At 59.8% G+C, this 22,662-nt stretch carries 26 protein-coding genes; 19 read left to right on the top strand and 7 right to left on the bottom strand.

From position 1 onward, the window contains the following. Positions 1-85 precede the first annotated feature (85 nt). From ACR0NB_RS04945 to ACR0NB_RS04905, 9 genes are all read left to right on the top strand, one after another. Positions 86-928, top strand: coding sequence for a DUF2059 domain-containing protein (locus tag ACR0NB_RS04945; protein WP_170357817.1), 843 nt, complete (start codon positions 86-88; stop codon positions 926-928). Continuing rightward, complete coding sequence (locus ACR0NB_RS04940; RefSeq protein ID WP_480775081.1) at positions 928-1,734, top strand: DUF2059 domain-containing protein; 807 nt, start codon at positions 928-930, stop codon at positions 1,732-1,734. Before ACR0NB_RS04945 ends, ACR0NB_RS04940 begins: the two co-directional genes overlap by 1 nt. A 208-nt stretch (positions 1,735-1,942) precedes the next feature. After that, positions 1,943-2,557, top strand: coding sequence for a 50S ribosomal protein L21 (locus tag ACR0NB_RS04935; RefSeq protein WP_480775080.1), 615 nt, complete (start codon positions 1,943-1,945; stop codon positions 2,555-2,557). 11 nt (positions 2,558-2,568) lie between these two features. Continuing rightward, a complete protein-coding gene (gene rpmA, locus ACR0NB_RS04930) occupies positions 2,569-2,838 on the top strand; it encodes a 50S ribosomal protein L27 (RefSeq protein WP_005983052.1) in 270 nt (89 codons plus the stop codon). A gap of 96 nt (positions 2,839-2,934) precedes the next feature. Then, a complete protein-coding gene (locus ACR0NB_RS04925; protein WP_480775079.1) occupies positions 2,935-3,543 on the top strand; it encodes a LysE family translocator in 609 nt (202 codons plus the stop codon). Next, the gene (locus ACR0NB_RS04920) at positions 3,540-4,076 is read left to right on the top strand and encodes a GNAT family N-acetyltransferase (RefSeq protein WP_170339204.1); all 537 of its coding nucleotides are present in this window, start codon (positions 3,540-3,542) and stop codon (positions 4,074-4,076) included. The genes ACR0NB_RS04925 and ACR0NB_RS04920 overlap by 4 nt, the downstream gene beginning before the upstream one ends. 37 nt (positions 4,077-4,113) lie before the next feature. Beyond that, positions 4,114-5,148: a GTPase ObgE gene (gene obgE / locus ACR0NB_RS04915; RefSeq protein WP_480775078.1), complete on the top strand. Its 1,035-nt coding sequence runs from the start codon at positions 4,114-4,116 to the stop codon at positions 5,146-5,148. Continuing rightward, complete coding sequence (proB, locus tag ACR0NB_RS04910) at positions 5,136-6,242, top strand: glutamate 5-kinase (protein ID WP_480775077.1); 1,107 nt, start codon at positions 5,136-5,138, stop codon at positions 6,240-6,242. Before obgE ends, proB begins: the two co-directional genes overlap by 13 nt. A 51-nt stretch (positions 6,243-6,293) precedes the next feature. Then, a complete protein-coding gene (locus ACR0NB_RS04905) occupies positions 6,294-7,556 on the top strand; it encodes a glutamate-5-semialdehyde dehydrogenase (RefSeq protein WP_480775076.1) in 1,263 nt (420 codons plus the stop codon). Between the two features lie 9 nt (positions 7,557-7,565). Here ACR0NB_RS04905 and ACR0NB_RS04900 read toward each other — a convergent pair whose 3' ends face one another. Next, positions 7,566-8,162, bottom strand: a complete 597-nt coding sequence (locus ACR0NB_RS04900) for a histidine phosphotransferase family protein (RefSeq protein WP_170442688.1) — start codon at positions 8,160-8,162, stop codon at positions 7,566-7,568. A 45-nt stretch (positions 8,163-8,207) separates the two neighbouring features. Here ACR0NB_RS04900 and ACR0NB_RS04895 point away from each other — a divergent pair, with 45 nt between their 5' ends. The 5 genes from ACR0NB_RS04895 (at position 8,208) to tsf (ending at position 11,995) form a co-directional block, all read left to right on the top strand. Continuing rightward, positions 8,208-8,390, top strand: coding sequence for a DUF3553 domain-containing protein (locus ACR0NB_RS04895; RefSeq protein WP_170339192.1), 183 nt, complete (start codon positions 8,208-8,210; stop codon positions 8,388-8,390). Positions 8,391-8,498: 108 nt separating this feature from the next. Continuing rightward, complete coding sequence (gene olsB / locus ACR0NB_RS04890; protein ID WP_170418905.1) at positions 8,499-9,254, top strand: L-ornithine N(alpha)-acyltransferase; 756 nt, start codon at positions 8,499-8,501, stop codon at positions 9,252-9,254. Beyond that, positions 9,241-10,095, top strand: a complete 855-nt coding sequence (gene olsA / locus ACR0NB_RS04885; RefSeq protein ID WP_170528560.1) for a lyso-ornithine lipid O-acyltransferase — start codon at positions 9,241-9,243, stop codon at positions 10,093-10,095. The genes olsB and olsA overlap by 14 nt, the downstream gene beginning before the upstream one ends. Positions 10,096-10,263: 168 nt before the next feature. Further along, the gene (rpsB, locus tag ACR0NB_RS04880) at positions 10,264-11,043 is read left to right on the top strand and encodes a 30S ribosomal protein S2 (RefSeq protein ID WP_093962056.1); all 780 of its coding nucleotides are present in this window, start codon (positions 10,264-10,266) and stop codon (positions 11,041-11,043) included. Between the two features lie 76 nt (positions 11,044-11,119). Continuing rightward, positions 11,120-11,995, top strand: a complete 876-nt coding sequence (tsf, locus tag ACR0NB_RS04875; protein WP_093962057.1) for a translation elongation factor Ts — start codon at positions 11,120-11,122, stop codon at positions 11,993-11,995. Between the two features lie 345 nt (positions 11,996-12,340). On the opposite strand, the gene ACR0NB_RS04870 is transcribed toward tsf, so the two are convergent. The 3 genes from ACR0NB_RS04870 to ACR0NB_RS04860 all read right to left on the bottom strand — a co-directional run bounded on the left by ACR0NB_RS04870 (position 12,341) and on the right by ACR0NB_RS04860 (position 14,668). Further along, positions 12,341-13,093 (bottom strand): LuxR family transcriptional regulator, encoded by a 753-nt coding sequence (locus tag ACR0NB_RS04870; protein ID WP_093962957.1) that lies wholly within the window; start codon positions 13,091-13,093, stop codon positions 12,341-12,343. Further along, on the bottom strand, positions 13,093-13,542 hold the full coding sequence (aroQ, locus tag ACR0NB_RS04865) for a type II 3-dehydroquinate dehydratase (protein ID WP_480775075.1): 450 nt from the start codon (positions 13,540-13,542) through the stop codon (positions 13,093-13,095). Before aroQ ends, ACR0NB_RS04870 begins: the two co-directional genes overlap by 1 nt. Before the next feature lie 130 nt (positions 13,543-13,672). After that, positions 13,673-14,668 (bottom strand): NADPH:quinone oxidoreductase family protein, encoded by a 996-nt coding sequence (locus tag ACR0NB_RS04860; protein WP_480775074.1) that lies wholly within the window; start codon positions 14,666-14,668, stop codon positions 13,673-13,675. 154 nt (positions 14,669-14,822) lie between these two features. Between ACR0NB_RS04860 and ACR0NB_RS04855 the strand changes: the two genes are divergently transcribed. Genes ACR0NB_RS04855 through ACR0NB_RS04845 form a run of 3 tightly spaced genes read left to right on the top strand, consistent with a single transcriptional unit; the run spans position 14,823 to position 17,504 of the window. Further along, positions 14,823-15,641, top strand: coding sequence for an SDR family NAD(P)-dependent oxidoreductase (locus tag ACR0NB_RS04855; RefSeq protein WP_480775073.1), 819 nt, complete (start codon positions 14,823-14,825; stop codon positions 15,639-15,641). A 32-nt stretch (positions 15,642-15,673) separates the two neighbouring features. Further along, entirely contained in the window at positions 15,674-16,699 is a 1,026-nt protein-coding gene (locus ACR0NB_RS04850) for a phosphotransferase (RefSeq protein ID WP_480775072.1), read from the top strand. 10 nt (positions 16,700-16,709) lie between these two features. Continuing rightward, the gene (locus ACR0NB_RS04845; RefSeq protein WP_367646590.1) at positions 16,710-17,504 is read left to right on the top strand and encodes an IclR family transcriptional regulator; all 795 of its coding nucleotides are present in this window, start codon (positions 16,710-16,712) and stop codon (positions 17,502-17,504) included. 4 nt (positions 17,505-17,508) lie between these two features. Here the strand turns inward: ACR0NB_RS04845 and ACR0NB_RS04840 are convergent, their stop codons facing one another. After that, positions 17,509-18,114 carry a DsbA family protein gene (locus ACR0NB_RS04840; RefSeq protein ID WP_480775071.1) on the bottom strand — a complete coding sequence of 202 codons (606 nt, stop codon included), beginning with the start codon at positions 18,112-18,114 and terminating at the stop codon, positions 17,509-17,511. Positions 18,115-18,333: 219 nt separating this feature from the next. Between ACR0NB_RS04840 and ACR0NB_RS04835 the strand changes: the two genes are divergently transcribed. Together ACR0NB_RS04835 and ACR0NB_RS04830 are read left to right on the top strand one after the other, a co-directional pair. Further along, positions 18,334-19,551, top strand: a complete 1,218-nt coding sequence (locus ACR0NB_RS04835; protein WP_480775070.1) for a serine hydrolase domain-containing protein — start codon at positions 18,334-18,336, stop codon at positions 19,549-19,551. A gap of 49 nt (positions 19,552-19,600) precedes the next feature. Further along, complete coding sequence (locus tag ACR0NB_RS04830; RefSeq protein WP_480775069.1) at positions 19,601-20,470, top strand: acyl-CoA thioesterase; 870 nt, start codon at positions 19,601-19,603, stop codon at positions 20,468-20,470. On the opposite strand, the gene ACR0NB_RS04825 is transcribed toward ACR0NB_RS04830, so the two are convergent. Together ACR0NB_RS04825 and ACR0NB_RS04820 are read right to left on the bottom strand one after the other, a co-directional pair. Continuing rightward, the gene (locus ACR0NB_RS04825) at positions 20,467-21,234 is read right to left on the bottom strand and encodes an SDR family oxidoreductase (protein ID WP_480775068.1); all 768 of its coding nucleotides are present in this window, start codon (positions 21,232-21,234) and stop codon (positions 20,467-20,469) included. The genes ACR0NB_RS04830 and ACR0NB_RS04825 overlap by 4 nt on opposite strands. A gap of 130 nt (positions 21,235-21,364) precedes the next feature. After that, positions 21,365-22,594 carry an acyl-CoA dehydrogenase gene (locus tag ACR0NB_RS04820; RefSeq protein ID WP_480775067.1) on the bottom strand — a complete coding sequence of 410 codons (1,230 nt, stop codon included), beginning with the start codon at positions 22,592-22,594 and terminating at the stop codon, positions 21,365-21,367. Positions 22,595-22,662: the final 68 nt, after the last annotated feature.

Here is a 22,662-nt window from a genome sequence, read left to right as displayed (position 1 = left end):
GAGGGGTGCAAGCAGAAAATTCCCGAATTCGCCAAACCGCGGATTTTCCATTGCCAGTCCGACGAAATCTCCTAGGCTGACATGTATGAGACATCTTCTGCACCGCATTTCGCTTCTGCTCATCCTGCCCGTGTTCGCGTTCGCTCTGACGGCTCAAAACGCCTTGTCCGCCAGCCGGGATCGGATTGAGGCTTTTCTGACGACGACGGGTTTTGACGTGGCGCTGGAAAGCATCGCATTGGCCTCGGCTTCGGCGCCTCAGATGCTGGGGATCGACCCCGAGGGTTTTGGCTCGCAATGGACGCGTCTGACGGAGGAGGTGTTCGACACCGACGACATGCATGAAACAGCGGTTGCGATTCTCGAACAGACGCTGAGCGACGAGGCCCTGAACCACGCGGTCGAGTTTTATGCCTCGGATCTGGGACAACGGCTTGTCGAGGCGGAAAATGCCTCGCACCTTGTCGAGGATGACGAAGCCAAGCAACTTGAGGGGCAGGAGATCATATCCGATCTGGTCAAGTCCGGTTCGAGCCGCATCGAAAGCCTGAAGCGGATGAACAGCGCCATCGATGCCAGCGAAACCTCGTTGCGGGCGCTGCAGGAGATCCAGCTGCGGTTCCTGCTGGCCGCCAGCGCCGCCGGAGTGATCGACCTGCAGTTGGACGCGGACGGGCTGCGCCAGATGATGAAGCTGAACGAACCCGAGATGCGGCAGTCATTGCAACTGTCCGCCTTGGCCAACGCGGCCTACACCTATCAGGATTTCTCTGACGCGGATGTCGACGCCTATACCAAAGCGCTGGAACAGCCGCTGATGCAGGAAGTCTACGAGCTGTTGAACGCAATCCAGTACGAGATCATGGCCATGCGGTTTGAAGTGCTGGCGGCGCGCATGGCCGAACTGCGTCCGGCTCAGGACATCTGATGCGGCTGTTTCTGGCTCTGTGGCTGGTTTTGGCCGGTTGGGCCAGTGCGGTCACGGCGGACCAGGTCGACCGTCTGACCAAGGCAATGCATTTGTCCGACGTGATGCAGATTCTGCGTGATGAGGGTGTCGCGCAGGGGCGCGAACTGGACAAAAGCCTGCTGGACGGTGAGGGCGGATCGTTTTTCGAGGCCCAGGTTGAAGATTTGTACGACAAGGCGTGGATGCAGGCCAAGATTTATGACGCGCTGGCTGGCGGTATGTCCGAAGGGCAACTGGAGCAGGCTGCGCTGTTTTTCGAAAGCGATCTGGGCCGCGCCGTCGTGTCTCTGGAAAACTCGGCCCGTCGAACTTTTTCCGACGAAGCCTTCGAAGAGATGGCCATGGCCGCCTATCGGGAGGCCGATCGTGATGCGGCCTATTTTCGTCTGATCGATGAGTATGTCGAGATCAACGACCTTGTTGATCGGAACGTGCGCGGAGCGTTGCAGGCCGATTACAATTTCTTCCGTGGGTTGGCGGACGGGCAGGGCATCACGGGCGACGACGGCGAAATGTTGGCCCAATTGCTGGCGCAGGGAGCGCAGTCCGAGCAACAAACCCGCGAGTGGCTGTACTCGTTCCTTCTATTTGCGTACCAACCCCTCAGCGAGGCCCAGCTACGCGAGAATATCGCCTTTTCACGTACCGAGGCTGGGCAGGCCTTGAACAACGCCTTGTTCGCTGGTCTGGACACCATGTTCAACGAGTTGTCATACCAGCTGGGCGTAACGGTGGCGCAGGTTCTGCAAGCGTCGGATCTTTAGGCCGGTTTGCTGTTGACTTTGCCGTGTGATCCGTGGATAAGCGCGCATCCCGGCCGGAACCTCCGCGCCGGGTATCGTTATTGTTGGCCTGACGGGTGCGCCCTGACGGTCGTTCATCCGCCCGAAAAGGGCGCGCTGTTCGAGGTGGCCTTGGCCGAAACACCCGTCTGACGGGGACCACAGAACGCGGTAGAAAAAGGAAAGACGCATGTTTGCAGTCCTCAAGACTGGCGGCAAGCAGTACAAGGTTCAGGCGGGCGACGTGCTCCGCGTTGAAAAACTGGCTGCCGACGCAGGTGAAAAAGTCCAATTCAACGACGTTCTGATGCTGGGTGGCGATGCCCCCGTTGTCGGCGCGCCGTTCATCGATGGCGCGGCCGTTCAGGCGGAAGTGATCGAACAGATCAAAGGTGACAAGGTCATCAAATTCGTCAAGCGCCGCCGCAAGCACAGCTCGAAGCGCACCGTTGGCCACCGTCAGAAGCTGACCCTGGTCAAGATCACCGACATCCTGCCCTCGGGCGCGGACAAGTCGGGCGTCAAGGCCGCAACCGGTTCGGCTCCGGCAGGTGAAGTTGCGAAAGCAGCGAAACCCGCCAAGAAAGCCGCTGCCAAGGCAGAAGCCCCGGCCGCTGCTGCTGCCGCTGACGATCTGACCAAGATCACCGGTGTTGGTCCCGCAGCTGCCAAGAAACTGGCCGAAGCCGGTATCGAAAACTTTGCCGCTCTGGCCGCCTTGTCGGAGGAGCAGATTGCTGCTATCGAGACGGTCAAAGTGAAACCCGAATGGGTTGAGCAGGCCAAAGATCTGGCCAAAGGCTAAGGAGAGAGAGAATGGCACATAAAAAAGCTGGCGGTTCCTCCCGTAACGGCCGCGACTCAGCGGGTCGTCGCCTTGGCGTGAAACTGTATGGTGGCCAAGCCGCCGTTGCAGGCAACATCATCGTGCGTCAGCGCGGCACCAAGTTCTGGCCGGGCGAAGGCGTGGGCATGGGCAAGGATCACACCATCTTTGCAACTGTCGATGGCGCCGTGAAGTTCCACAAAGGACTGAAAAACCGCACCTTCATTTCGGTCCTGCCAGTGGCGGAGGCCGCAGAGTAAGCCGAAACCCAGAAGGTTTAAGAAAAATTCATGGGGGACCGGCACAAAGTGCCGGTCCCCTTTCTCGTTTTGACGCAGATTTGATCGAAAGCCCCGATGCCCGTTGCAACCACCAGTTTCCTGATCTTTGCCGCCAGCCAGGTCGGCACGCCGGGACCGGCCAACATGGTCCTGTTGGGAACGGGTGCGCGCTATGGGTTCCGCGCGGCGCTGCCTTTCGTGACTGGCGTGATTCTGGGCAAGCAGCTGATCATCTGGCCGCTGGGCTTTGGCCTTCTGCAACTGGCAGAACAGGCTCCGACAGCGTTCGCGGTTCTGAAATATGCTTCGGCGGCCTATATTTGCTGGCTTGCGTGGAAAATCGCCAACCTGCGCCTGTCGCATCAGGACGCGGGCGAGGCGGTTCCCGGATTCTGGGCCGGGTTGGTGGTCCATCCGCTGAACCCCAAGGCCTGGGCGATGATCATCGCGGGATTCACCGGGTTCGTCGCGGCGGGAACATCGGTGCTGAGTGCGACGCTCACGATCGCGCTCGTTTTGTTGACCTGCCAGGTGGTCCTGCACCCGATCTGGACTTTTGCGGGCGATAGAATTGCCCGCGTGGTTGCGGGACGGCCGGCGGAAAAATATCTGATGTGGACTCTCGCGGGTCTGACTGTTGCATCCGTACTTTTCGTGTTGTTCGGAGGAGGAACACACCAATGAAACTTGAGGCAATCATAAATCAGCCGGTCATTGAAACCGAGCGGTTCGACCTGCGCCCGCTGCGCCGGTCGGACATGGGCCTGATCGAGCACTACGCCGGGGACGAGCGCGTGGCGCGCATGACCACGTCGATCCCGCACCCCTTGCCGCCCGGTTCGATCGAGGCTTTCGTGACCCGCGCCATGGCCGAGGACCGGGACGAGGACGTCTGGGCGATGGACGCCACCAAAGATGGCGGGCCCGAGTTGATCGGGGTGATCTCGCTCAAGCGGCTGGATCGCAACCAGTCCGAAGTGGGCTATTGGGTCGCGCCCTTGTATTGGAACACGGGCATCGCCTCGCTGGCGGTGGAAACGCTGGTTCAGGCGAACCCGCTGGAAAACGCCACGATGTTTGCCAGCGTGTTTCAGGACAATCCCGCCTCGGCGCGGGTCCTGACCCATTGCGGGTTCCAGTATCTTGGCGATGCCGAAAGCTTCTCGGTGGCGCGCGACGCAAATGTGCCCACCTGGACGTACAGCAAAAAACTCTGACTTGTGGCCGATGGGGCCTTTGCAGTAGGGGACTGACATGAAATTTCTCGATCTTGCAAAGGTCTACATCCGGTCCGGGGCCGGCGGTAGCGGGTGCGTCAGCTTCCGACGCGAAAAGTACATCGAATACGGCGGCCCTGATGGCGGGGACGGCGGCAAGGGCGGGTCCGTCTGGGCCGAGGTCGTGGACGGGCTGAACACCCTGATCGACTTCCGCTATCAACAGCATTTCTTTGCCAAGAACGGACAGCCCGGCCGGGGCCAGCAGCGCACCGGCAAGGATGGTGACGACATCATTCTGCGCGTGCCCGTCGGAACCGAGATCTTGGACGAAGATCAGGAGACGGTAATCGCCGACCTGACCGAAGTGGGGCAACGAGTCCTGCTGGCGCGGGGCGGCAATGGCGGTTTCGGCAACCTGCATTTCAAATCGGCCACCAACCAGGCGCCGCGGCGGGCCAACCCTGGGCAGCCGGGTGTGGACCGTACGATATGGCTGCGTCTGAAGCTGATTGCCGATGTGGGTCTGCTGGGCATGCCGAACGCGGGCAAATCGACCTTTCTGGCCGCCACCTCGAACGCGCGGCCCAAGATCGCCGATTATCCGTTCACCACGCTGCATCCCAATCTGGGCGTCGTTGGCGTGGACAACGTGGAATTCGTTGTGGCCGACATTCCCGGCCTGATCGAAGGCGCGCATGAAGGCCGCGGCATCGGCGACCGTTTTCTGGGCCATGTCGAACGCTGCGCGGTGTTGCTGCATCTGGTCGACGGCACGTCGGAGACCATCGCGCAGGATTATCACACCATCATCCACGAGCTTGAGGCCTATGGCGGCGCGCTGGCTGACAAGCCCCGGATCACCGTGTTGAACAAGATTGACGCGCTGGACGAAGAACAGCTCGAACTGGCCAAGGCCGAGTTGGAAGAGGCCGTCGGCGGCCCTGTGATGACCATGTCGGGCGTCGCCCGGCAGGGCGTCACCGAGGTTCTGCGAGCCCTGCGCGCCCAGATCGACGAAAACCGCCTGCGCCAGAAACCCACCGAGGAGCGCGAGACGTGGCAGCCCTGACCGACGCAAAGCGCCTGGTGGTCAAGATCGGCTCGGCGTTGCTGGTCGATCGTGCGACCGGCAAGCTGCGTTCGGAGTGGTTGCATTCGCTGGCGCAGGACGTGGCGTGGCTCAAGGGGCAGGGGGCCGATGTGGTTCTGGTCTCGTCCGGTTCGATCGCGCTGGGGCGCGGTGTTCTGGGCCTGCCCGCAACCGCGCTGTCGCTGGAGCAGTCCCAGGCCGCGGCCGCCGTCGGGCAGATCCGGCTGGCGCGGGCCTATGAAGAGGCGTTGGCCCCCCACGACATCACCACGGCACAGGTTCTGGTAACGCTTGAAGACAGCGAGAACCGCCGCCGGTACCTGAACTCGCGCGCGACGTTGGAAACTCTGCTGGGGCTGGGTGTCGTGCCCATCGTGAACGAAAATGACACGGTGGCCACGGATGAAATCCGTTACGGCGACAATGATCGCCTGGCCGCGCAGATCGCCGTGACCGTCGGTGCGGATCAATTGATTCTGCTGTCCGATGTCGATGGGTTCTACACCGGCAACCCCGCCGAGGACCCGTCCGCCACCCGGTTTGCCGTGATCGACGCGATCACGCCCGAGATCGAGGCGATGGCCGGTGATGCCGGTTCGGGGCTGTCCAAGGGCGGCATGAAGACCAAGCTGATGGCCGCGCAGATGGCGACGGCGGCGGGCTGTGACATGGCGATTACGGAAGGATCGCCGTTGAACCCTCTGAAACTGCTGAACAATGGCGCGAACAGCACTTGGTTCAAAGCCAAGTTGGACCCGCATGCGGCGCGCAAACGCTGGATCTCGGCGATGAAGCCGCGGGGCGAGATCACGGTCGATGCAGGGGCTGCGCGGGCGCTGGAGAATGGCAAGAGCCTGTTGCCGGCCGGCATCGTCGAAGTGACGGGCGATTTCGGACGGGGCGACCCGGTGGCCATCAAGGACCACGAGGGCCGGCGTTTGGGATTGGGCCTCAGCCGCTATACCGCGCACGAGGCCGACACCATCAAGGGGCGCAAATCCTCCGAGATCGAGGACGCACTCGGCTATCCCGGCCGTGCGGTGATGATCCACCGTGACGATCTGGCTTTGTAGCCGCGAAAACTGATAGATTTGGCTGGTCCGACGACCGGAAAGGCAGATGACATGAAGGACTTTGATAGCATTCCCGCCCTGATGGCCGATCTTGGCAAGCGCGCCAAGGATGCGTCTCGGGATCTGGCCTTTGCTTCGGCCGAGCGCAAACTCGCCGCGTTGATTGCCGCCGCCGACGCTGTGTGGAAGAACCGTGCGCAGATCATCGAGGCCAACAAGAAAGACCTGGACTACGGCCGCGAAAAGGGTCTGAGCCCGGCTATGATGGACCGTCTGATGCTGGACGAGACGCGCATTCAGGGCATGGTCGACGGGTTGCGCACCGTGGCTGAACAGACCGATCCAGTGGGTGAGGTTCTGGCCGAATGGGATATGCCTTCGGGGCTGAACATCCGCCGCGTACGCACCCCGCTGGGCGTGATCGGCGTGATCTATGAAAGCCGCCCGAACGTGACCGCTGATGCCGGGGCGCTTTGCCTCAAGTCGGGGAACGCCGTGATCCTGCGCGGCGGATCCGAGAGCTTTCATTCTTCAACCGCGATCCACGCTTGCCTGGTCGAGGGTCTGAAGGCCGCAAACCTGCCCGAGGATGCGATCCAGCTGGTCCCGACCCGTGATCGGGCGGCGGTGCAGGAATTGCTGACCATGACCGACTATGTCGACGTCATCGTGCCGCGTGGTGGCAAGGGGCTGGTCGGGTTGGTCCAGCGCGAGGCGCGGGTGCCGGTCTTTGCCCATCTTGAAGGGATCGTGCACATCTACATCGACAAGGAGGCGGATCCGCAGAAAACGCTGGACGTGGTGCTGAACGCAAAGACGCGCCGCACTGGCATCTGCGGGGCGGCCGAATGCCTGCTGGTGCATCAGGATATCGCGGAAACGCTGGGGCGCGACGTGATCGCGGCGCTGCTGGCCGCTGGCGTCGAGGTCCATGCCGCGGGTGCGCTGGCCATCGACGGCACCGTGCCGGCCACCGATGCCGACTGGGGCAAGGAGTTTCTGGACAGCATCATCGCCGCAAAACCGGTGACCGATATCGATGAAGCAATCGCGCATATCCGGCAATACGGATCGAACCATACCGATTGCATCATGACCGAGGATCAGTCCGCCGCCGACCGCTTCTTTGAACGGCTCGACAGTGCGATCCTGATGCACAACGCCTCGACCCAATTTGCCGACGGGGGTGAGTTCGGAATGGGCGCCGAGATCGGAATCGCCACGGGCAAGATGCACGCGCGCGGCCCGGTGGGGGCGGCGCAGTTGACCAGTTTCAAATACCTGGTGCGCGGCAACGGCACGACGCGCGCCTGAGGCGCTGCGTCAGAACCGTAGCACCACGCGGGTTGCGCCCGTCTCGGCCGAAACCCGGCGGCCCTGAGCGGCCGCCGTCTGCGGCAGCAGGGCGAACTGCACCTGCGCCGGCGTGACCTTGTTGGCGAATGTGCCGGTTGGGAAGCCTTTCCACAGGTCGGGATCGACATTCATGCGGTCGGCCGTACCGGTGACCGTCCATTTATCGCCCACGCTGTCAATCTTGACCTCGCCGCCCATGGGCATGGCGCTTTCGCAGCACATGATGGCCAGAAAGGCCAGTTTGATCTGATTGCGCGGCATCGCCTCGGTGACGTTCCAATGCACCCGGACACGGCCCGCGTGGTTGACATCGCGCAGCAGGTCCGTCACTTCGCTGCGGCCCAGCGGCTGATCGCTGGCCGCGCCAAAGGCCACGCGAAAGAACCGAATCCGCGCCCCGGCGCTGCCGACGCTGCCGGTGATCAGTTCCATCTCGGGGCCCTGGGTGCCGCCAACCATCTCCAACAGTTCCAGCCCATTGGTGATCGCGCCGATCGGGCTGATCAAATCGTGGCAGATCCGAGAGCCGATCAACTCGGCCAGGTTGACGTTGGTGTCGCCCATGCGTACCTCCTGTGGTATCCCCCATGCCCGACCCGGAGCCGCCGCATGACAGATCTGAATGCCATTCTTGCACCGGGCATGTTTGTCCGCCACCCAGATTTCCCTGACTGGGGCGTTGGACAGGTCCAGTCCAACATCGGGGGCAAGATCACCGTGAACTTTCGCGACCAGGGCAAAGTGGTGATTGACGGAACACGCATCGCCTTGATGCCGGTTCTTGATCCATGAAACTGGTTTAGGAAAGGTTAACGGGGCTCGCCACCCGGTTCGTGTTGCCATTCGCCGCGCAGCTGCGGTATCAGCGCTGGGATCGCAACAAGACGACGACCATTCCACATGCCGGATACGGGCCCTTCATTCACTGTCAAACTTGCCGAAACCGACGAGGAACTGCGCGCGGCGCAGCGGCTGCGTTATGACGTCTTCGTGCGTGAATTGGGCGGTGGCGGAGAGATGGTCGATCATGCAGAGGGCCTGGAACGCGACCAGTTCGACCCGTATTTTGATCATATGCTGGCCTATGACGACGTCACCGGAGAAGTGGTCGGAGTCTACCGCCTGTTGCCCGGTGACCGCGTAGCTGAAGTCGGACGGTTCTACTCTGAGGATGAATACGACCTTACCGTTCTGAAAAACAGCGGCCGCAAGTTGCTGGAACTCGGCCGGTCCTGCCTGCATCCGGACTATCGCGGCGGAACCGCAATGTATCATTTGTGGAATGGCCTCGCAAAATATGTGTCCGAACGGGAGATCGAAGTTCTGTTCGGCGTTGCCAGTTTTCACGGCACAGACGTCAAGCACCTTGCCCAGCCTCTGTCGATGCTGCATCACAACCACCTGGCTCCACCCGAACTGCGGGTGCGGGCGCAGCCGGATGTTTTTCAGAACATGAACCTGGTTCCGAAAGATGCGCTGGATCGACGGGGTGCGATGTTGCAGGTTCCGGCCTTGATCAAGGCCTATCTTCGATTGGGCGGGTTTGTGGGCGAGGGGGCATTCATCGACCATGCCTTCAACACCACCGACGTTTGCCTGATCCTCGACACCACTCGGATGAACGAAAGACAGAGACGCATCTATGGCGGAGCGTGACGTGCCAAACGGTGCTGTCTGGCACAGCTCGGACGACCCGGACCCGGTTGAGTTGGGCGTGTGGGGTTGGATTTTGGTGATCCTGCGGGGGCTTCCTCTGGCTGTGCTGGTGTTCGGTGGTCTGATCGTTCTGTTGCTTGTGCGCCTGGTCGAAAGACCCATCTTTGGCCTGCGTCGGCCGGTAACGCCGTTCATTGCCCAATTCGTGTGTCGCAATGCGTTTCGAATTCTTGGGATCGGATTTTCAAGCTCGGGCGAGCTGATGCAGCAGCGCGGGGCCGTTGTCGCCAACCACACGTCCTGGCTGGACATCTTCGCGCTCAACGCCCGCAAGCGTGTATACTTCGTGTCCAAGGCCGAGGTGGCGAGTTGGCCCGGCATCGGTTGGTTGGCCCGGGCCACCGGAACCGTGTTCATCGAACGCAATCCCAAGAAAGCGCGCGAGCAGACCAGACTGTTCGAGGACCGTCTGAAGGTCGGGCACAAGCTGTTGTTTTTTCCAGAGGGCACATCGACGGACGGACTGCGGGTTTTGCCATTCAAAACAACGCTTTTTGCGGCATTCTTTGCAGATGAACTGCGTGACTTCATGTATGTTCAGCCGGTTTCGGTTGTCTATCACGCGCCCGATGGGCAGCCGGATCGGTTTTATGGCTGGTGGGGGGACATGGATTTTGCCCCGCATCTTCTGAAGACGCTGGGCGCGCGGCGGCAGGGGCGGGTCGAATTGATCTATCATTCTCCGGCCCGGGTCAGCGATTTCGACAACCGCAAGGCTTTGGCCGCGCATTGCGAGCAGGCCGTTCGCCACGGGCATGCCTTGGCGCGGCCAGAAAAATAGGGGCAAAAGCCTCTTGCACCGTCAGTCAACCTGCCGTATACGCGCGGCATTCAAATCCGCAGGCGGGGTTTGGTCGTTTTGAGGGAGACATCCTCATCAAGGCCGCCGGTTGGAGCAAACGCTTCTTTCACCCCCGCCAAGGCGAAAACCGGAAAAGGAAAACATAGCATGGCTCTTCCCGAGTTCACCATGCGTCAGCTGCTGGAAGCTGGCGTTCACTTTGGTCACCAAACACAGCGTTGGAACCCCCGCATGGCGCCTTTCATCTATGGCGCACGCAACGGCATCCACATCATGGACCTGACCCAGACCGTTCCGATGCTGGACCAGGCGCTGCAGGCGGTACGTGACACCGTCGCCAAAGGTGGCCGCGTTCTGTTTGTCGGTACCAAGCGTCAGGCTGCACAGCCGATCGCCGAAGCCGCTGAAAAATCGGCTCAGTATTACATGAACCACCGCTGGCTGGGCGGCACGCTGACCAACTGGAAAACCGTTTCCCAGTCGATCAACCGTCTGAACCAGATCGACGAAGCCATGGAATCGGGCGCTGAAGGCCTGACCAAGAAAGAGCGTCTGGGAATGGAGCGTGACCAGGCCAAGCTTCAGGCTTCGCTGGGCGGCATCCGCGAGATGGGCGGCGTTCCTGACCTGCTGTTCGTCATCGACGTCAAGAAAGAAGCACTGGCCATCGCAGAAGCCAACAAACTGGGTATCCCGGTTGTGGCCGTCGTCGACACCAACTGCTCGCCGGATGGTGTGGACTACATCATCCCCGGCAACGACGATGCTGCCCGTGCAATCGCACTGTATTGCGACCTGGCCGCACGCGCTGCACTGGACGGCATGACGGCTCAGCTGGGCGCCGCCGGCGTCGACCTGGGCGAGTTCGAAGAAGCACCGGTTGAAGAAGCCGTTGCAGAAGAAGCCGAAGCGTCGGCCGAAGCGTAAGCTGCCCGTCACGTAAATGACATATGGGGCAGGGTAGACCTGCCCCAATTCCGTTTGAATTGAGGAGAGCCAAGAGATGGCAATCACTGCAGCAATGGTGAAAGAACTGCGCGACTCGACCGGCGCAGGCATGATGGACGCTAAAAAAGCGCTGACCGAAACCGGCGGCAACATGGACGAGGCCGTTGACTGGCTGCGCACCAAAGGTCTGGCGAAGGCCGCAAAGAAATCCGGCCGTACCGCAGCAGAAGGCCTGGTTGCCGTTCACGTCGAAGGTGGCAACGGTGTTGCTGTCGAAGTGAACTCGGAAACCGACTTTGTCGCGAAGAACGCCGAGTTCCAGGAAATGGTCGGCAAGATCACCTACGCAGCCCAGGGCGTTGACTCGGTTGAGGAACTGCTGGCCGCTGATCTGGGCGGCAAGTCGGTTGCCGACACGCTGACCGACAAGATCGCCACCATCGGCGAAAACATGTCGGTCCGCCGCATGGCCAAACTGTCGGGCGACACCGTGGTCTCGTATGTCCACAACGCCGCAACCAACGGCATGGGCAAGATCGGTGTTCTGGTTGCTCTGTCGGGCGGCGATGAAGCCATCGGCAAGCAGGTCGCGATGCACATCGCAGCCGTGAACCCGGCCGCTCTGTCCGAAGCCGACCTGGATCCGGCCGTTGTCGAAAAAGAAAAGCAGGTCCAGATGGACATCGCGCGCGAGTCCGGCAAGCCCGAGCAGGTCATCGAAAAGATGATCGAGGGCCGCATGAAGAAATTCGTCGCGGAATCGACCCTGCTGAGCCAGCAGTTCGTTGTGAACCCCGACCTGACCGTGGAAGCAGCGGCCAAGGAAGCCGGCGCAACCATCACCGGTTTTGTTCGCCTGGAAGTTGGCGAAGGCATCGTGGTCGAAAAAGAAGACTTTGCTGCCGAAGTCGCCAAAGCGGCTCAGGGCTGACGCCTGTTCAGCCCGGGTTTTCCGGGCTGCTCCAAAAACATCCGAAACCGGTTGCGCGACGCGCGACCGGTTTTTTATTGGCGAATTTCCGATTGATCAGAGTAGTAATTGGAGGGCCCCGCAAGATGGGGATGGTCGAGGCCCCCCAAAATTTCCGACATCGGCACGCGGACGAATAAGCGCCCTTTGTCAGAGCGAACGGAGAGCCTTGGCAATACAAAGATCCGTCCAAATGTTCCTTGGCTAAAGCCACCACTCACGGAACAGGGTCAATGTGCAATTTCTGCGCAGTTTTAGGAAGTCATGTATTCCTTACCTAAGGTCAACCGCCGCGCGACAGCGGCTTCAGACCTCCATGACGAACATCTGATTCTGCAGCGAAGCCTTTAAAACCGCCTGTGCAGTCGTCTCGACAGAGAGAGCCTCGCGCGCCAGTCTGAGGTGTTTTTCAACAGTTGCCGAAGTCAATCCCATCAGCAGGGCAATGTCCTGGGTCGTTTTACCGTCACCCACCCATTCCAAAGCCTCACGCTGCCGCTTGGTCAAGGCGCGGTTCGGGGGATTGTAGGGCAGGGTCAGAATTTTGAGGTGGGCGATGTTGTTCATCAGCAGGATATCATCGCCGTGCTCGGCCCACATCTCGTCCATCTCGTCCTGGCTGCGGTTCAGAGCGGCCAGCGAAATTGCCCCCTTCGACCGCATGGACACCGAAGTGAAACTGATCGTGTAGCCGACGGTGATCCCTTTCGAGCGGTTGAACTCGTACACCTTGCGTTCTTCGTTGGTCATCGTGCCGCTGGACATCATCTCGCGGATCATGCTCCAGCTTGCGGCCCCTTCGTGATCCAGCGCCCATTTCAGCATGGGCGCATGGAAATAGAGACCATCCCGAAGGAAACCGTCCATGTATTCCTTGCAGTGATTGGTCAGGATCACGAAGTCTTCGGGGTCGCCCAAAGACGTTTGGGTGCGGTATTGTGTGTGTCCGTACAACAGGCGGTCAAAACCATACTTGGCCATCTGTTCGGTGTGCGCGGCCCAAAGCTCTTCGAGGGTTTTTACATAGCTCAGAAAGTTGAGGTATTCCTTGAGCGTCATCATGCGCCGCCACCCTCCTGAAGATGCGCGGCCAGCGCTTCCAGCGCTAGAACATAGCTTTGAGCGCCAAAGCCGCATATCTGCCCGATGGCGACGGCCGAGATGTAGGACTTGTGCCGAAATGCCTCGCGGGCGTGGATATTGGACAGGTGAACCTCGACCACCGGCAGTTGAGCCGACGAAATGGCATCCATCAACGCTATTGACGTGTGGGTATACGCGCCGGCATTCAGGACGATCCCGTCATGGGTTCCGCGCGCGGCGTGGATGGCATCGATCAACACACCTTCATGGTTTGATTGGGCGCACTCGACACGCAACCCGATCGATGCGCCATGCGAAACGCACAAGCCTTCGATCATCTTCAAGGTGGTATGACCGTAAACCTCGGGCTGCCGTGTGCCCAAAAGGTTCAGGTTCGGTCCGTTCAATACAAGAATACTACGCATTATTTTTCTGTCCCCATACCTGTTTCATAGCCGCGAATTGAAAACGCGTCTACCGGCTTTGCTCTCATGAGGCGAGCAGGCGCAGGTCAGGTCTTGGGGACAGGCGGTGAAACGACCGTGAATGTCGTTCCTAGTCGATGGACACGACAACTTTGCCGAGAACCGACCGGGCGCCCAACATCTCCAAAGCTTCGGCGGCGCGGGGCAAGGAGAAGCGGGCGCTGATACGCGGCTTGATCTTGCCGCCATGATACATGGCAAACAGTTCCCGCAAGTTTTCGGCATGTCCGGCCGGATCGCGGAATACGGACGCGCCCCAGAACACGCCGACGATCTCACAGCCTTTGAGCAAAGGCAGATTCAACGGGATGTTGGGGATACCGGCCGCAAAACCAACGACCAGAAACCGCCCCTTCCAGGCCATCGCGCGCAATGCTGGCTCGGCGTAGTCGCCGCCAACCGCATCATAGACCACGTCAACGCCATCACCGCCCGCCAGCTTCTTGACTTCTGCCGAGAACGCTTTTTGCGCCTCTCGCGTCATCTCCTTGGAGTAGACGATCGTTTCATCAGCGCCCAAATCCTTGCAGAACTGAGCTTTGTCTTCCGTGGACACCGCAGCAATCACACGCGCGCCCATGGCTTTGCCCAATTCAACCGCGGCCGAGCCGACACCGCCAGCGGCCCCAAGCACCAACAGAGTTTCACCGCCTTTGAGCCCGGCGCGATCCTTCAGTGCATGGTAGGACGTTCCGTAGGTGAAAATGAAACAAGCCGCATCCTCGTACGGCATGGACTCCGGGATGGTAACGGCGCTGGCGGCCGGAATGCAAAGCTGTTCGGCGAAACCTCCGTGACCTGTCAGGGCCAGAACGCGGTCACCGACCTTCAGATCGGAAACACCATCTCCAACGGCGATCACATCGCCCGACACCTCCCCTCCGGGCGCGAAGGGGCGCGGTGGTTTCATCTGGTACAAATCGCGGATGATCAGCGTGTCCGGAAAATTCACGCCTGCCGCACGTACCCGGATCAGCACCTGACCCTTTTTGGGCGTTGGATCGGGCAGGGTGGTCAGTTCAAGTGTTTCCGGACCACCCGGGGCGACGCTGAGTAATGCTTGCATTTCGTTTTCCGATCCTCGCCATTTGTTGGCCCGAAGGTCGGGTCCTCACACCATGTTGTCAAGGCAGATGTGAAATGCAATTCTGCATAGTGAAACTGACCCGACCTGAAATAGAACTCAGGACGCAATAAAAACGAATTATGGGGAGAGGCTGATGACACCGGAGAACTTATTTTCGCTAGCGGGCAAGACTGCTTTGGTCACGGGCGGCGCGACCGGCATTGGTCGGATGGCAGCCGAGGCTCTGCTGCACGCGGGAGCGCGGGTGCTGATCGCCTCGCGCAAGGGCGAAGCCTGCGAAGCTGTGGCCGCCGAACTGAACGCGCTGGATGCGCCCGGAACCGCTGAAGGATTTGCCGGTGACGTCAGCAGCGAGGCCGGTATTGATGCGCTGGTCGAAGAGGTGAACAACCGCACCCAAAAGCTTGATATCCTTATGAACAATGCCGGCGTTTCATGGGGCGCGCCAATGGGACAGTTTCCCTATGACGCCTGGGACAAAGTCATGTCCGTGAATGTCGCCGGCATCTTTCATCTGACCCAGAAGCTGCTTCCTCTCCTGATGCAATCGGGCTCGGACGATGATCCTGCACGGGTAATCAACGTCGCCTCGGTGATGGGAGAAGTTCCGATGGGCGATGGCGCCTACAGCTATTCCGCGTCCAAGGCGGCCGTCATCCATCTGACCAAGATCATGGCAAAGGAGCTGTCGCCCTACCGCGTGACAGTGAATGCTCTGGCACCGGGACCGTTCGTTTCGCGCATGACCGCCTTTGCCACGGCTGACGAGGAAAAACGCGAGAAAGTGGGCAAGTCGGTCCCGCTGGGCCGTGTCGGGCGCGACGAGGACATCGCGGGCTGTATGCTGTTCCTCAGCGGACGCGGCGGCAGTTACGTGACCGGCGCCGTGATCCCGGTCTCGGGTGGTATCAACGTTCTGACCGGAGGAAACATCTTTGCTGATGCCCTGTGAAACCCGGTCCAGTATCAAGCGAGGTCGATCGCATGAGCGATGACCCGAACACCCTCGACCTTGTCGCCGTTGATGCCTATCTGCGCGCCAACCTGCAAGGCTATGCCGGTCCGCTTGAGGCGACGAAGTTCACGGTGGGTCAGTCCAACCCGACCTACGAACTGCGCACGCCTGGAAAATCCTATGTTCTGCGGCGCAAACCGCCAGGAGTTCTGCTGAAATCTGCCCACGCGGTCGACCGCGAATTCCGTGTTCAGACCGCGTTGGCGCACAGCAAAGTACCGGTGCCTCGCATGTACGTGCTGTGCGAGGATGACAGCATCATCGGCTCTGCCTTCTATGTCATGGAGCGTCTCGTCGGCCGGAATTTTCTGGAACCGACCATGAAGGGCGAAACCAACGAAACCCGCAGCGCCGTTCTGGATGAGATGAACCGGGTTCTGGCCGAATTGCACATGGTCGACATCGACGCCGTGGGCCTGTCCGACTACGGACCGACCGGAAACTACTTTGAACGCCAGATCGCGCGCTGGACCAAACAGTATCGCGCCTCGGAAACCGAAATGGTTGCCGACATGGATGCGCTGATCGACGCGCTGGAAAGCTCGATCCCGGCGGATGATGGTCAACGAACGCTGGTTCATGGCGACTATCGCATCGACAATCTGATGTTCGAGCGGGACGGCACCCGCTGCATCGGGGTCCTGGATTGGGAACTGTCCACCATCGGCCATCCCTATGCCGATCTGGCGGCCGTAATCATGCAATGGCAGATGCCGCCGGGCAAGGAGGGTCGGGGGCTGGCCGGTGTTGACCGAGACAGCCTCGGGCTGCCCAGCGATCAGCATTTCATCGCCTCATACTGTCAGCGGCGCGGACTACCGGGCATCGACAATTTCGGCTTCTATCTCGCGTTCAACTTTTTCCGCATGGCCGGAATTCTCCAGGGTGTCTACAAACGCGCCCTGGACGGGAACGCCTCCGATCCGGCCCGGGCGCGTGCATTCGGAGCCTATGTGCCGATGTTCGCCAAACATGGTCTGGCAGCGCTGGGATAGAGGGGCAGGCGTGGTATCCGAGACATCATCAAGCGCCGACATTGGCAAGGATCGGAACTTCGTCACTGCACTGGCGCGGGGGCTTGAACTGCTGCGGTGCTTTCGCCACGGCGAAACGGCCCTGACCAACACGGATTTTGCTGAACGCACGGGTCTGCCCAAGCCAACGATCTCGCGGTTGACCCATACGCTGTGCCAACTGGGTTACCTTGTTCAGGATCACGCAGGCGGTTCGTATCGGCTTGGCGTCGGAGTGCTGCGGCTGGGATTCGGAGTTCTGGGTGCGGCTGACATATGCGAGCGTGCCGTCGAGGTGCTGAGGGAACTGCGCGATGGAGCCAATCCGTACCTGACGGCCGCCCTGGGCGAAGCACATCGGGCCGAGGTCGTATACGTCGCGGTCAGCAGGTCGACGCAGAACGTGGCGCTTACCATGCATGTCGGATCCCGGCTGCCGTTGTTCTCCTCGGCCATGGGGCGGGCCATTCTGGTTGGCATGACCGAGGATCAAAGGGAAACGGCGATTTACGCTGCTCGACGCGATCTGAACCTGCCCGAAAATCACCTGCGCGACTCGATAAAAACCGCGTTGGATGAATACGATACACAAGGTTATTGTACCGGATATTCTCTGTGGCGGGACGACGTCCATGCCATTTCCGTTCCGGTGTCCACCGCCAGCGACGGGCGGGTATTTGGATTGAATATCGGCGGACCCAGCTTTTACGTGACCCCGGAAGAGCTTGAAGGAGACCACGCGCACAAGCTGATAGATGCCGCCCGGCAATTGGGACTGCGTCCATGAAACCTCAGTGCAACGCCTCGAGTTCAAGTTCTACGTTGGCCAGGCTGTTCTTACCAAAAAACATCTCAGACCCGACAAACAGGCAGGGCACCCCGAAAACTCCGCGGCGGACGGCCGATTTTGTCTGATCCTTCAGAGTCTGCTTGGCCAAATCGCCGGTGATCGCCTCGCGGATTTTTCGTACGGGCAGGTCACGTTCTTGAACGATGTCGGTCAACACATTCAGGTCGTCAATCTTTTGCCCGTGCACCCATATTGCGTCAAAAACGGCATCTATGTATCTGCCTTCCCAAGGTTTTCCCATCGCCGCGACTGCCCCACGCATGGCGAACTTCGTGTTCAGCGGAAAATAGGGGCTCATATGAAAGATCAGGCCGCGCCGCCGCGCAAAGCGGTGCAGGTCATGGGTCAGATACGCCGATTTCTTCCGATTTTCTGAGAACGCCTGAAATGGGCTCTGGTTGTTGGTGGCCTTGAAAACTGTGCTCAGCAGAACCGGCACATAACGGATCCTGGCCGCGTGCCGCGCGGCGAGATCTGGCAAAACCTTATGAGCGAGGTAAGCGTTTGGGCTGCAAAAGTCGTATACGAATTCCACGTTCTGCGTCATCTGGCACCTCCGGCCGGTGGCGAAATCAGGGGGTAACGGCTGCAAATCACGAATCCAGAACGCCGTCAGTCTAACAGCGTCGTGGGTTGTGGCCGAGAGCGGACTTGCTGATCGCCCTCCCGGCAATTTTTGCCGGCTTTGTTTTTTGGGCTGTTTTTCTCTGCCACGGGGCGGCAGGATTGCGCGTAGGTGATAGAAAAAACGGGGAAATTTTGGCCAATGCAGTTTGATCGGACGAGGCTGAACCGCATTCAGACATGGATGCAAAGGTATGTGGACGAACGAAAATATCCCGGGTGCGCCTTTCTGTTGAAGCAGCACGGGCGCGAAGTTTTCTTTCACGATTGCGGATTGCGCAGTCTCGAGAGTGATTTGCCGTTCGACCGCGAGACCTTGGTTCGCATCTACTCGATGACCAAGCCGGTGACCACGACAGCGCTGATGATGCTGGTAGAACAAGGTCTGATGCACCTTGAGGCGCCGGTATCCGAGTTTCTGCCGGAATTCGCCGAAATGAAGGCGTTGCGGAAAGACGCGCAATCCATTGATCAAACAGAAGACTCGACGCCGCCGACCCTGCATCAACTGCTGACTCACACCAGCGGGCTAAGCTATCCGTTCAATCCGGGCCTTCTGCCTGCTGCGATGGATGCTCAGGACCTGATGTTCAAACCGGACCAGGGTCTGCTGGCCGATCAGGTTCGGGCCGTGGCTGCATTGCCGCTGGCATTTCAACCCGGCAGCCGCTGGGAGTACTCGGTCGGCATCGACGTTATCGGACGGGTGGTCGAAGTCGTGTCCGGCAGAAGTCTGGACCAATTCTTTGCCGATGAGATCTTTGGGCCGCTTGGGATGGACGAAACCGGGTTTTCGGTTCCCAAAGGGGCAGGGGACCGGTTCGCCTCGCTCTACACACCGCTCGATGGGGACGCGATGGCCCTGAACGCGGCCAGGTCCGGCGGCGAAACGTTGCGATTGGTGGATCAGGCCGGAAACTCGCCATTCGAAGCGGCCACGCTGTTTTCCGGCGGTGGTGGGCTGGTCAGCACGATCGACGATTTTGCCTGTTTTGCCGAGATGCTGCGCGCCAAAGGGAACGCGGGTGATCAACGACTGCTGGGCCCGAGCACGGTGGACTTCATGATGCGCAACCACTTGCCGGGCGACATCGCGTCCATGGGTCCTCAAAGCTTTGCGGAACAGCCGATGGAAGGCATGGGGTTCGGGCTTGGCGGCGCTGTGGTTTTGGACCCGGGCCGTGCTCGTACCCCTGGATCGGTTGGAGATTTCAGTTGGGGCGGAATGGCGTCGACCTTTTTCTGGGTCGACCAAAAGAACGACCTGTCGGCTGTTTTCTTTACTCAGTTGTCGCCCTCCAGCTCTTACCCGTCACGCTCAGAACTCAAAGCCCTGGTTCACGCCGCCCTCATTGAATGACCCGCGCCGGCCTGCTAGGCCGATCACGAACAGAACCAGAGAGAGTCGAATGACCGAAGCCGAACGCATCCTGTTGGATTTGCTGGACATTGAACGCCTTGAGGTAGACTTGTTCCGAGGCACCGGGTCCGGCGGTGAAACGCCCACGCGGATCTTCGGTGGTCAGGTCATTGCGCAGGCTCTGGCGGCCGCGTACCGAACGGTCGAAGACCGCCTTTGCCATTCGCTGCATGCCTATTTCATCCGTCCGGGAGATCCGGAAATTCCGGTTATCTATCAGGTAGATCGCGCGCGGGATGGCGGGTCGTTCACCACACGGCGCGTGGTGGCAATCCAGCACGGCAAGCAGATCCTCAACATGTCGGCCTCGTTCCACATTCAGGATGAAGGCTGGGACCATCAGCACGCGATGCCTGATGTCCCATTGCCCGAAACGCAACCGTCCCGCGATGAATTGCGGCAGAAGTACCTGAACCGCGTTCCCGAAAGGCTGCGCGCCGAATTGCTGCGCGAACGTCCGATCGAGGTGCGCGAGATTGATCCCCTGGACATATTTCAGCCCGAGAAAAGCGATGACCGAAACCATCTGTGGTTCCGCATGGGAGCAGCGGAACAGGCTGATCACGTGACCCAACACCTGTTGCTGGCCTATGCCTCGGACATGGCACTGCTGAGTTCCGGCATGCGGCCGCACGGGTTGAGCTGGTTCACGGGCGAAATCAATGGCGCGAGCCTGGATCACGCGATCTGGTTTCATGCGCCGGTTCAATTCCAGAATTGGCATCTCTATTCCATGGAGTCGCCATGGACGGGGCAGGGACGCAGCTTCAACCGCGGGTCAATCTATGCGCAGGATGGTACCTTGGTTGCATCTGTCGCGCAGGAGGGCCTTCTGCGCCGCGCCCGAAAGAAAGACTAGGTATCGCCTGCAAACTGCTGATTCAACTTGTTCATTCCTGAAATCCAACGGTCGTAATCGGCGGTTTTCAAGCGCATGTAGTCTAGAACCTGCGGGTGTGGCAGAACCAGAAAGGTCTCGGTGCCAATGGCCTCGACACAAGCCTGTGCCACGTCCTCGGGTTCAAGCATGCCATCAATCGCGGCAACTGAGTCTTCAAACCCTTTGGTCATTTCCGATCGGACGGCCTGAGGACACAAGACCGAGACCCGGATGCCTTTGTCGGCATAGGTCAAAGCCAGCCATTCCGCGAAACCAACCGCCGCATGTTTGGTGACTCCGTATGGCGCGGCTCCGGGCTGGTTGAGCAGCCCCGCAGCGGAAGCCGTGATCAATATGTAGCCGCCGTCGCGCGCAATCATCCGCGGCATCAGATGGCGGGCCGTCCACACATGAGACATGACGTTGATCTTCCAGATCCTATCCCAATGCGCATCGGGAACATCGAGACCGCCAAGCGTCAGAATGCCGGCGTTGGCACAGAACAGATCAATGGGGCCGATGCTGGATTCAACGCTTTCGATCATTGCCTGGATTTCGTGTTCGTCGGCCACATCGCATTTGACCGAATGCCCGCCAATGTCCTGCGCGACGGCTTCGGCACCGGCTTCATCGATATCCGCACAGATCACACGCGCGCCGTCCGCCGCGAAGCGCGTCGCCATACCTTTGCCGATGCCGTGGGCTGCACCAGTAACAACTACGATTTTTCCTTGAAGGTCCATCAGCGCATCCTGTCTTGGGTTCACACAGGACCGTAACAGGTTGAAATAGCACCGCCAATGCGAACGTGGCGGTGCCAGACTTCACATATTTATTTACATAATACCGATTACGCGAACTTTGGACTGCGGATCAGTAGAATGCCTGCAACCCGGTCTGCGCCCGTCCCAAGATCAACGCATGAACATCATGCGTGCCCTCGTAGGTATTGACGGTCTCAAGGTTGACCATGTGGCGAATGACTTGGAACTCCAACGAGATCCCGTTGCCACCATGCATGTCCCGCGCCATCCGCGCGATATCCAACGCCTTGCCGCAGTTGTTCCGCTTGATGATCGAGATCATCTCTGGTGCGGCTTCGGCTTTGTCCATCAACCGTCCGACCGTGAGGCTGGCCTGCAAACCCAAGGCGATTTCAGTCTGCATGTCCGCCAGTTTCTTTTGGAACAGCTGTGTCTGCGCCAAAGGACGATTGAACTGCTTGCGATCCAATCCATACTGGCGCGCCGCGTGCCAGCAGCATTCTGCGGCCCCCATGACACCCCAACTGATGCCATAGCGCGCTCGGTTCAGGCATCCAAACGGCCCTTTCAGGCCCTCGACGTGCGGCAACAAGGCACTTTCGTCGACCTCCACGCCATCCATCACGATTTCGCCGGTGATTGACGCGCGCAGGCTAAGCTTGTTTTGGATCTTGGGCGCGCTCAGACCTTTGGCGCCGTTTTCCAGTACGAAGCCGCGGATCTTTCCGTCATGCGCATCGGACTTGGCCCAGACGACAAACACATCGGCAATTGGCGCGTTGGAAATCCACATCTTGCTGCCGGTCAGACGGTAGCCGCCGTCGATCTTTTCCGCCCGGGTTTTCATGCCTGCCGGATCAGACCCCGCATCCGGTTCGGTCAGACCAAAGCAACCGATCCATTCTCCACTGGCCAGTTTCGGCAGGTACTTACGGCGCTGCTCTTCACTGCCATAGGCATAGATCGGATACATCACCAGCGAGCTTTGCACCGACATCATCGAGCGATAGCCGGAATCCACACGTTCGACCTCGCGCGCGACAAGACCGTAGGCTACGTAACCGGCTCCAATACCGCCATATTCCTCGGGAATGGTGGTGCCCAGCAGGCCCATTTCGCCCATCTCACGGAAGATTTCAGGATCGGTTTCCTCGTTCTGAAACGCCTGAGTCACCCGAGGCTGCAGCTTTTCCTGCGCATACGCACGCGCGCTGTCGGCGATCAGGCGTTCATCCTCGGTCAGCTGATCAGTCAGGCGGAACGGATCGTCCCAGGTAAAGCGGCCAAGATCGGGCGCATCCTTTGCGCGCAATGCAGGTTTGGTGTCGGGGGCGTTCATCTTCTGGCTCCAAACTGAAGTTCATACGCACCCTACCCTGCAATTTACGCAAAAAACAGCGAGACATT

It is taken from the genome of Ruegeria sp. CG3, from assembly GCF_056537205.1.
This window is presented reverse-complemented; position numbering and strand designations above follow the sequence as displayed.

What these genes read in the sequence shown, in the direction of transcription:
- ACR0NB_RS04945 (WP_170357817.1), top strand. Translation starts at nt 86, where the DNA reads ATGAGACATCTTCTGCACCGCATTTCGCTTCTGCTCATCCTGCCCGTG.
- ACR0NB_RS04940 (WP_480775081.1), top strand. Translation starts at nt 928, where the DNA reads ATGCGGCTGTTTCTGGCTCTGTGGCTGGTTTTGGCCGGTTGGGCCAGT.
- ACR0NB_RS04935 (WP_480775080.1), top strand. Translation starts at nt 1,943, where the DNA reads ATGTTTGCAGTCCTCAAGACTGGCGGCAAGCAGTACAAGGTTCAGGCG.
- rpmA (WP_005983052.1), top strand. Translation starts at nt 2,569, where the DNA reads ATGGCACATAAAAAAGCTGGCGGTTCCTCCCGTAACGGCCGCGACTCA.
- ACR0NB_RS04925 (WP_480775079.1), top strand. Translation starts at nt 2,935, where the DNA reads ATGCCCGTTGCAACCACCAGTTTCCTGATCTTTGCCGCCAGCCAGGTC.
- ACR0NB_RS04920 (WP_170339204.1), top strand. Translation starts at nt 3,540, where the DNA reads ATGAAACTTGAGGCAATCATAAATCAGCCGGTCATTGAAACCGAGCGG.
- obgE (WP_480775078.1), top strand. Translation starts at nt 4,114, where the DNA reads ATGAAATTTCTCGATCTTGCAAAGGTCTACATCCGGTCCGGGGCCGGC.
- ACR0NB_RS04905 (WP_480775076.1), top strand. Translation starts at nt 6,294, where the DNA reads ATGAAGGACTTTGATAGCATTCCCGCCCTGATGGCCGATCTTGGCAAG.
- ACR0NB_RS04900 (WP_170442688.1), bottom strand. Translation starts at nt 8,162, where the DNA reads ATGGGCGACACCAACGTCAACCTGGCCGAGTTGATCGGCTCTCGGATC.
- ACR0NB_RS04895 (WP_170339192.1), top strand. Translation starts at nt 8,208, where the DNA reads ATGACAGATCTGAATGCCATTCTTGCACCGGGCATGTTTGTCCGCCAC.
- olsB (WP_170418905.1), top strand. Translation starts at nt 8,499, where the DNA reads ATGCCGGATACGGGCCCTTCATTCACTGTCAAACTTGCCGAAACCGAC.
- olsA (WP_170528560.1), top strand. Translation starts at nt 9,241, where the DNA reads ATGGCGGAGCGTGACGTGCCAAACGGTGCTGTCTGGCACAGCTCGGAC.
- rpsB (WP_093962056.1), top strand. Translation starts at nt 10,264, where the DNA reads ATGGCTCTTCCCGAGTTCACCATGCGTCAGCTGCTGGAAGCTGGCGTT.
- tsf (WP_093962057.1), top strand. Translation starts at nt 11,120, where the DNA reads ATGGCAATCACTGCAGCAATGGTGAAAGAACTGCGCGACTCGACCGGC.
- ACR0NB_RS04870 (WP_093962957.1), bottom strand. Translation starts at nt 13,093, where the DNA reads ATGACGCTCAAGGAATACCTCAACTTTCTGAGCTATGTAAAAACCCTC.
- aroQ (WP_480775075.1), bottom strand. Translation starts at nt 13,542, where the DNA reads ATGCGTAGTATTCTTGTATTGAACGGACCGAACCTGAACCTTTTGGGC.
- ACR0NB_RS04860 (WP_480775074.1), bottom strand. Translation starts at nt 14,668, where the DNA reads ATGCAAGCATTACTCAGCGTCGCCCCGGGTGGTCCGGAAACACTTGAA.
- ACR0NB_RS04855 (WP_480775073.1), top strand. Translation starts at nt 14,823, where the DNA reads ATGACACCGGAGAACTTATTTTCGCTAGCGGGCAAGACTGCTTTGGTC.
- ACR0NB_RS04850 (WP_480775072.1), top strand. Translation starts at nt 15,674, where the DNA reads ATGAGCGATGACCCGAACACCCTCGACCTTGTCGCCGTTGATGCCTAT.
- ACR0NB_RS04840 (WP_480775071.1), bottom strand. Translation starts at nt 18,114, where the DNA reads ATGACGCAGAACGTGGAATTCGTATACGACTTTTGCAGCCCAAACGCT.
- ACR0NB_RS04835 (WP_480775070.1), top strand. Translation starts at nt 18,334, where the DNA reads ATGCAGTTTGATCGGACGAGGCTGAACCGCATTCAGACATGGATGCAA.
- ACR0NB_RS04830 (WP_480775069.1), top strand. Translation starts at nt 19,601, where the DNA reads ATGACCGAAGCCGAACGCATCCTGTTGGATTTGCTGGACATTGAACGC.
- ACR0NB_RS04825 (WP_480775068.1), bottom strand. Translation starts at nt 21,234, where the DNA reads ATGGACCTTCAAGGAAAAATCGTAGTTGTTACTGGTGCAGCCCACGGC.
- ACR0NB_RS04820 (WP_480775067.1), bottom strand. Translation starts at nt 22,594, where the DNA reads ATGAACGCCCCCGACACCAAACCTGCATTGCGCGCAAAGGATGCGCCC.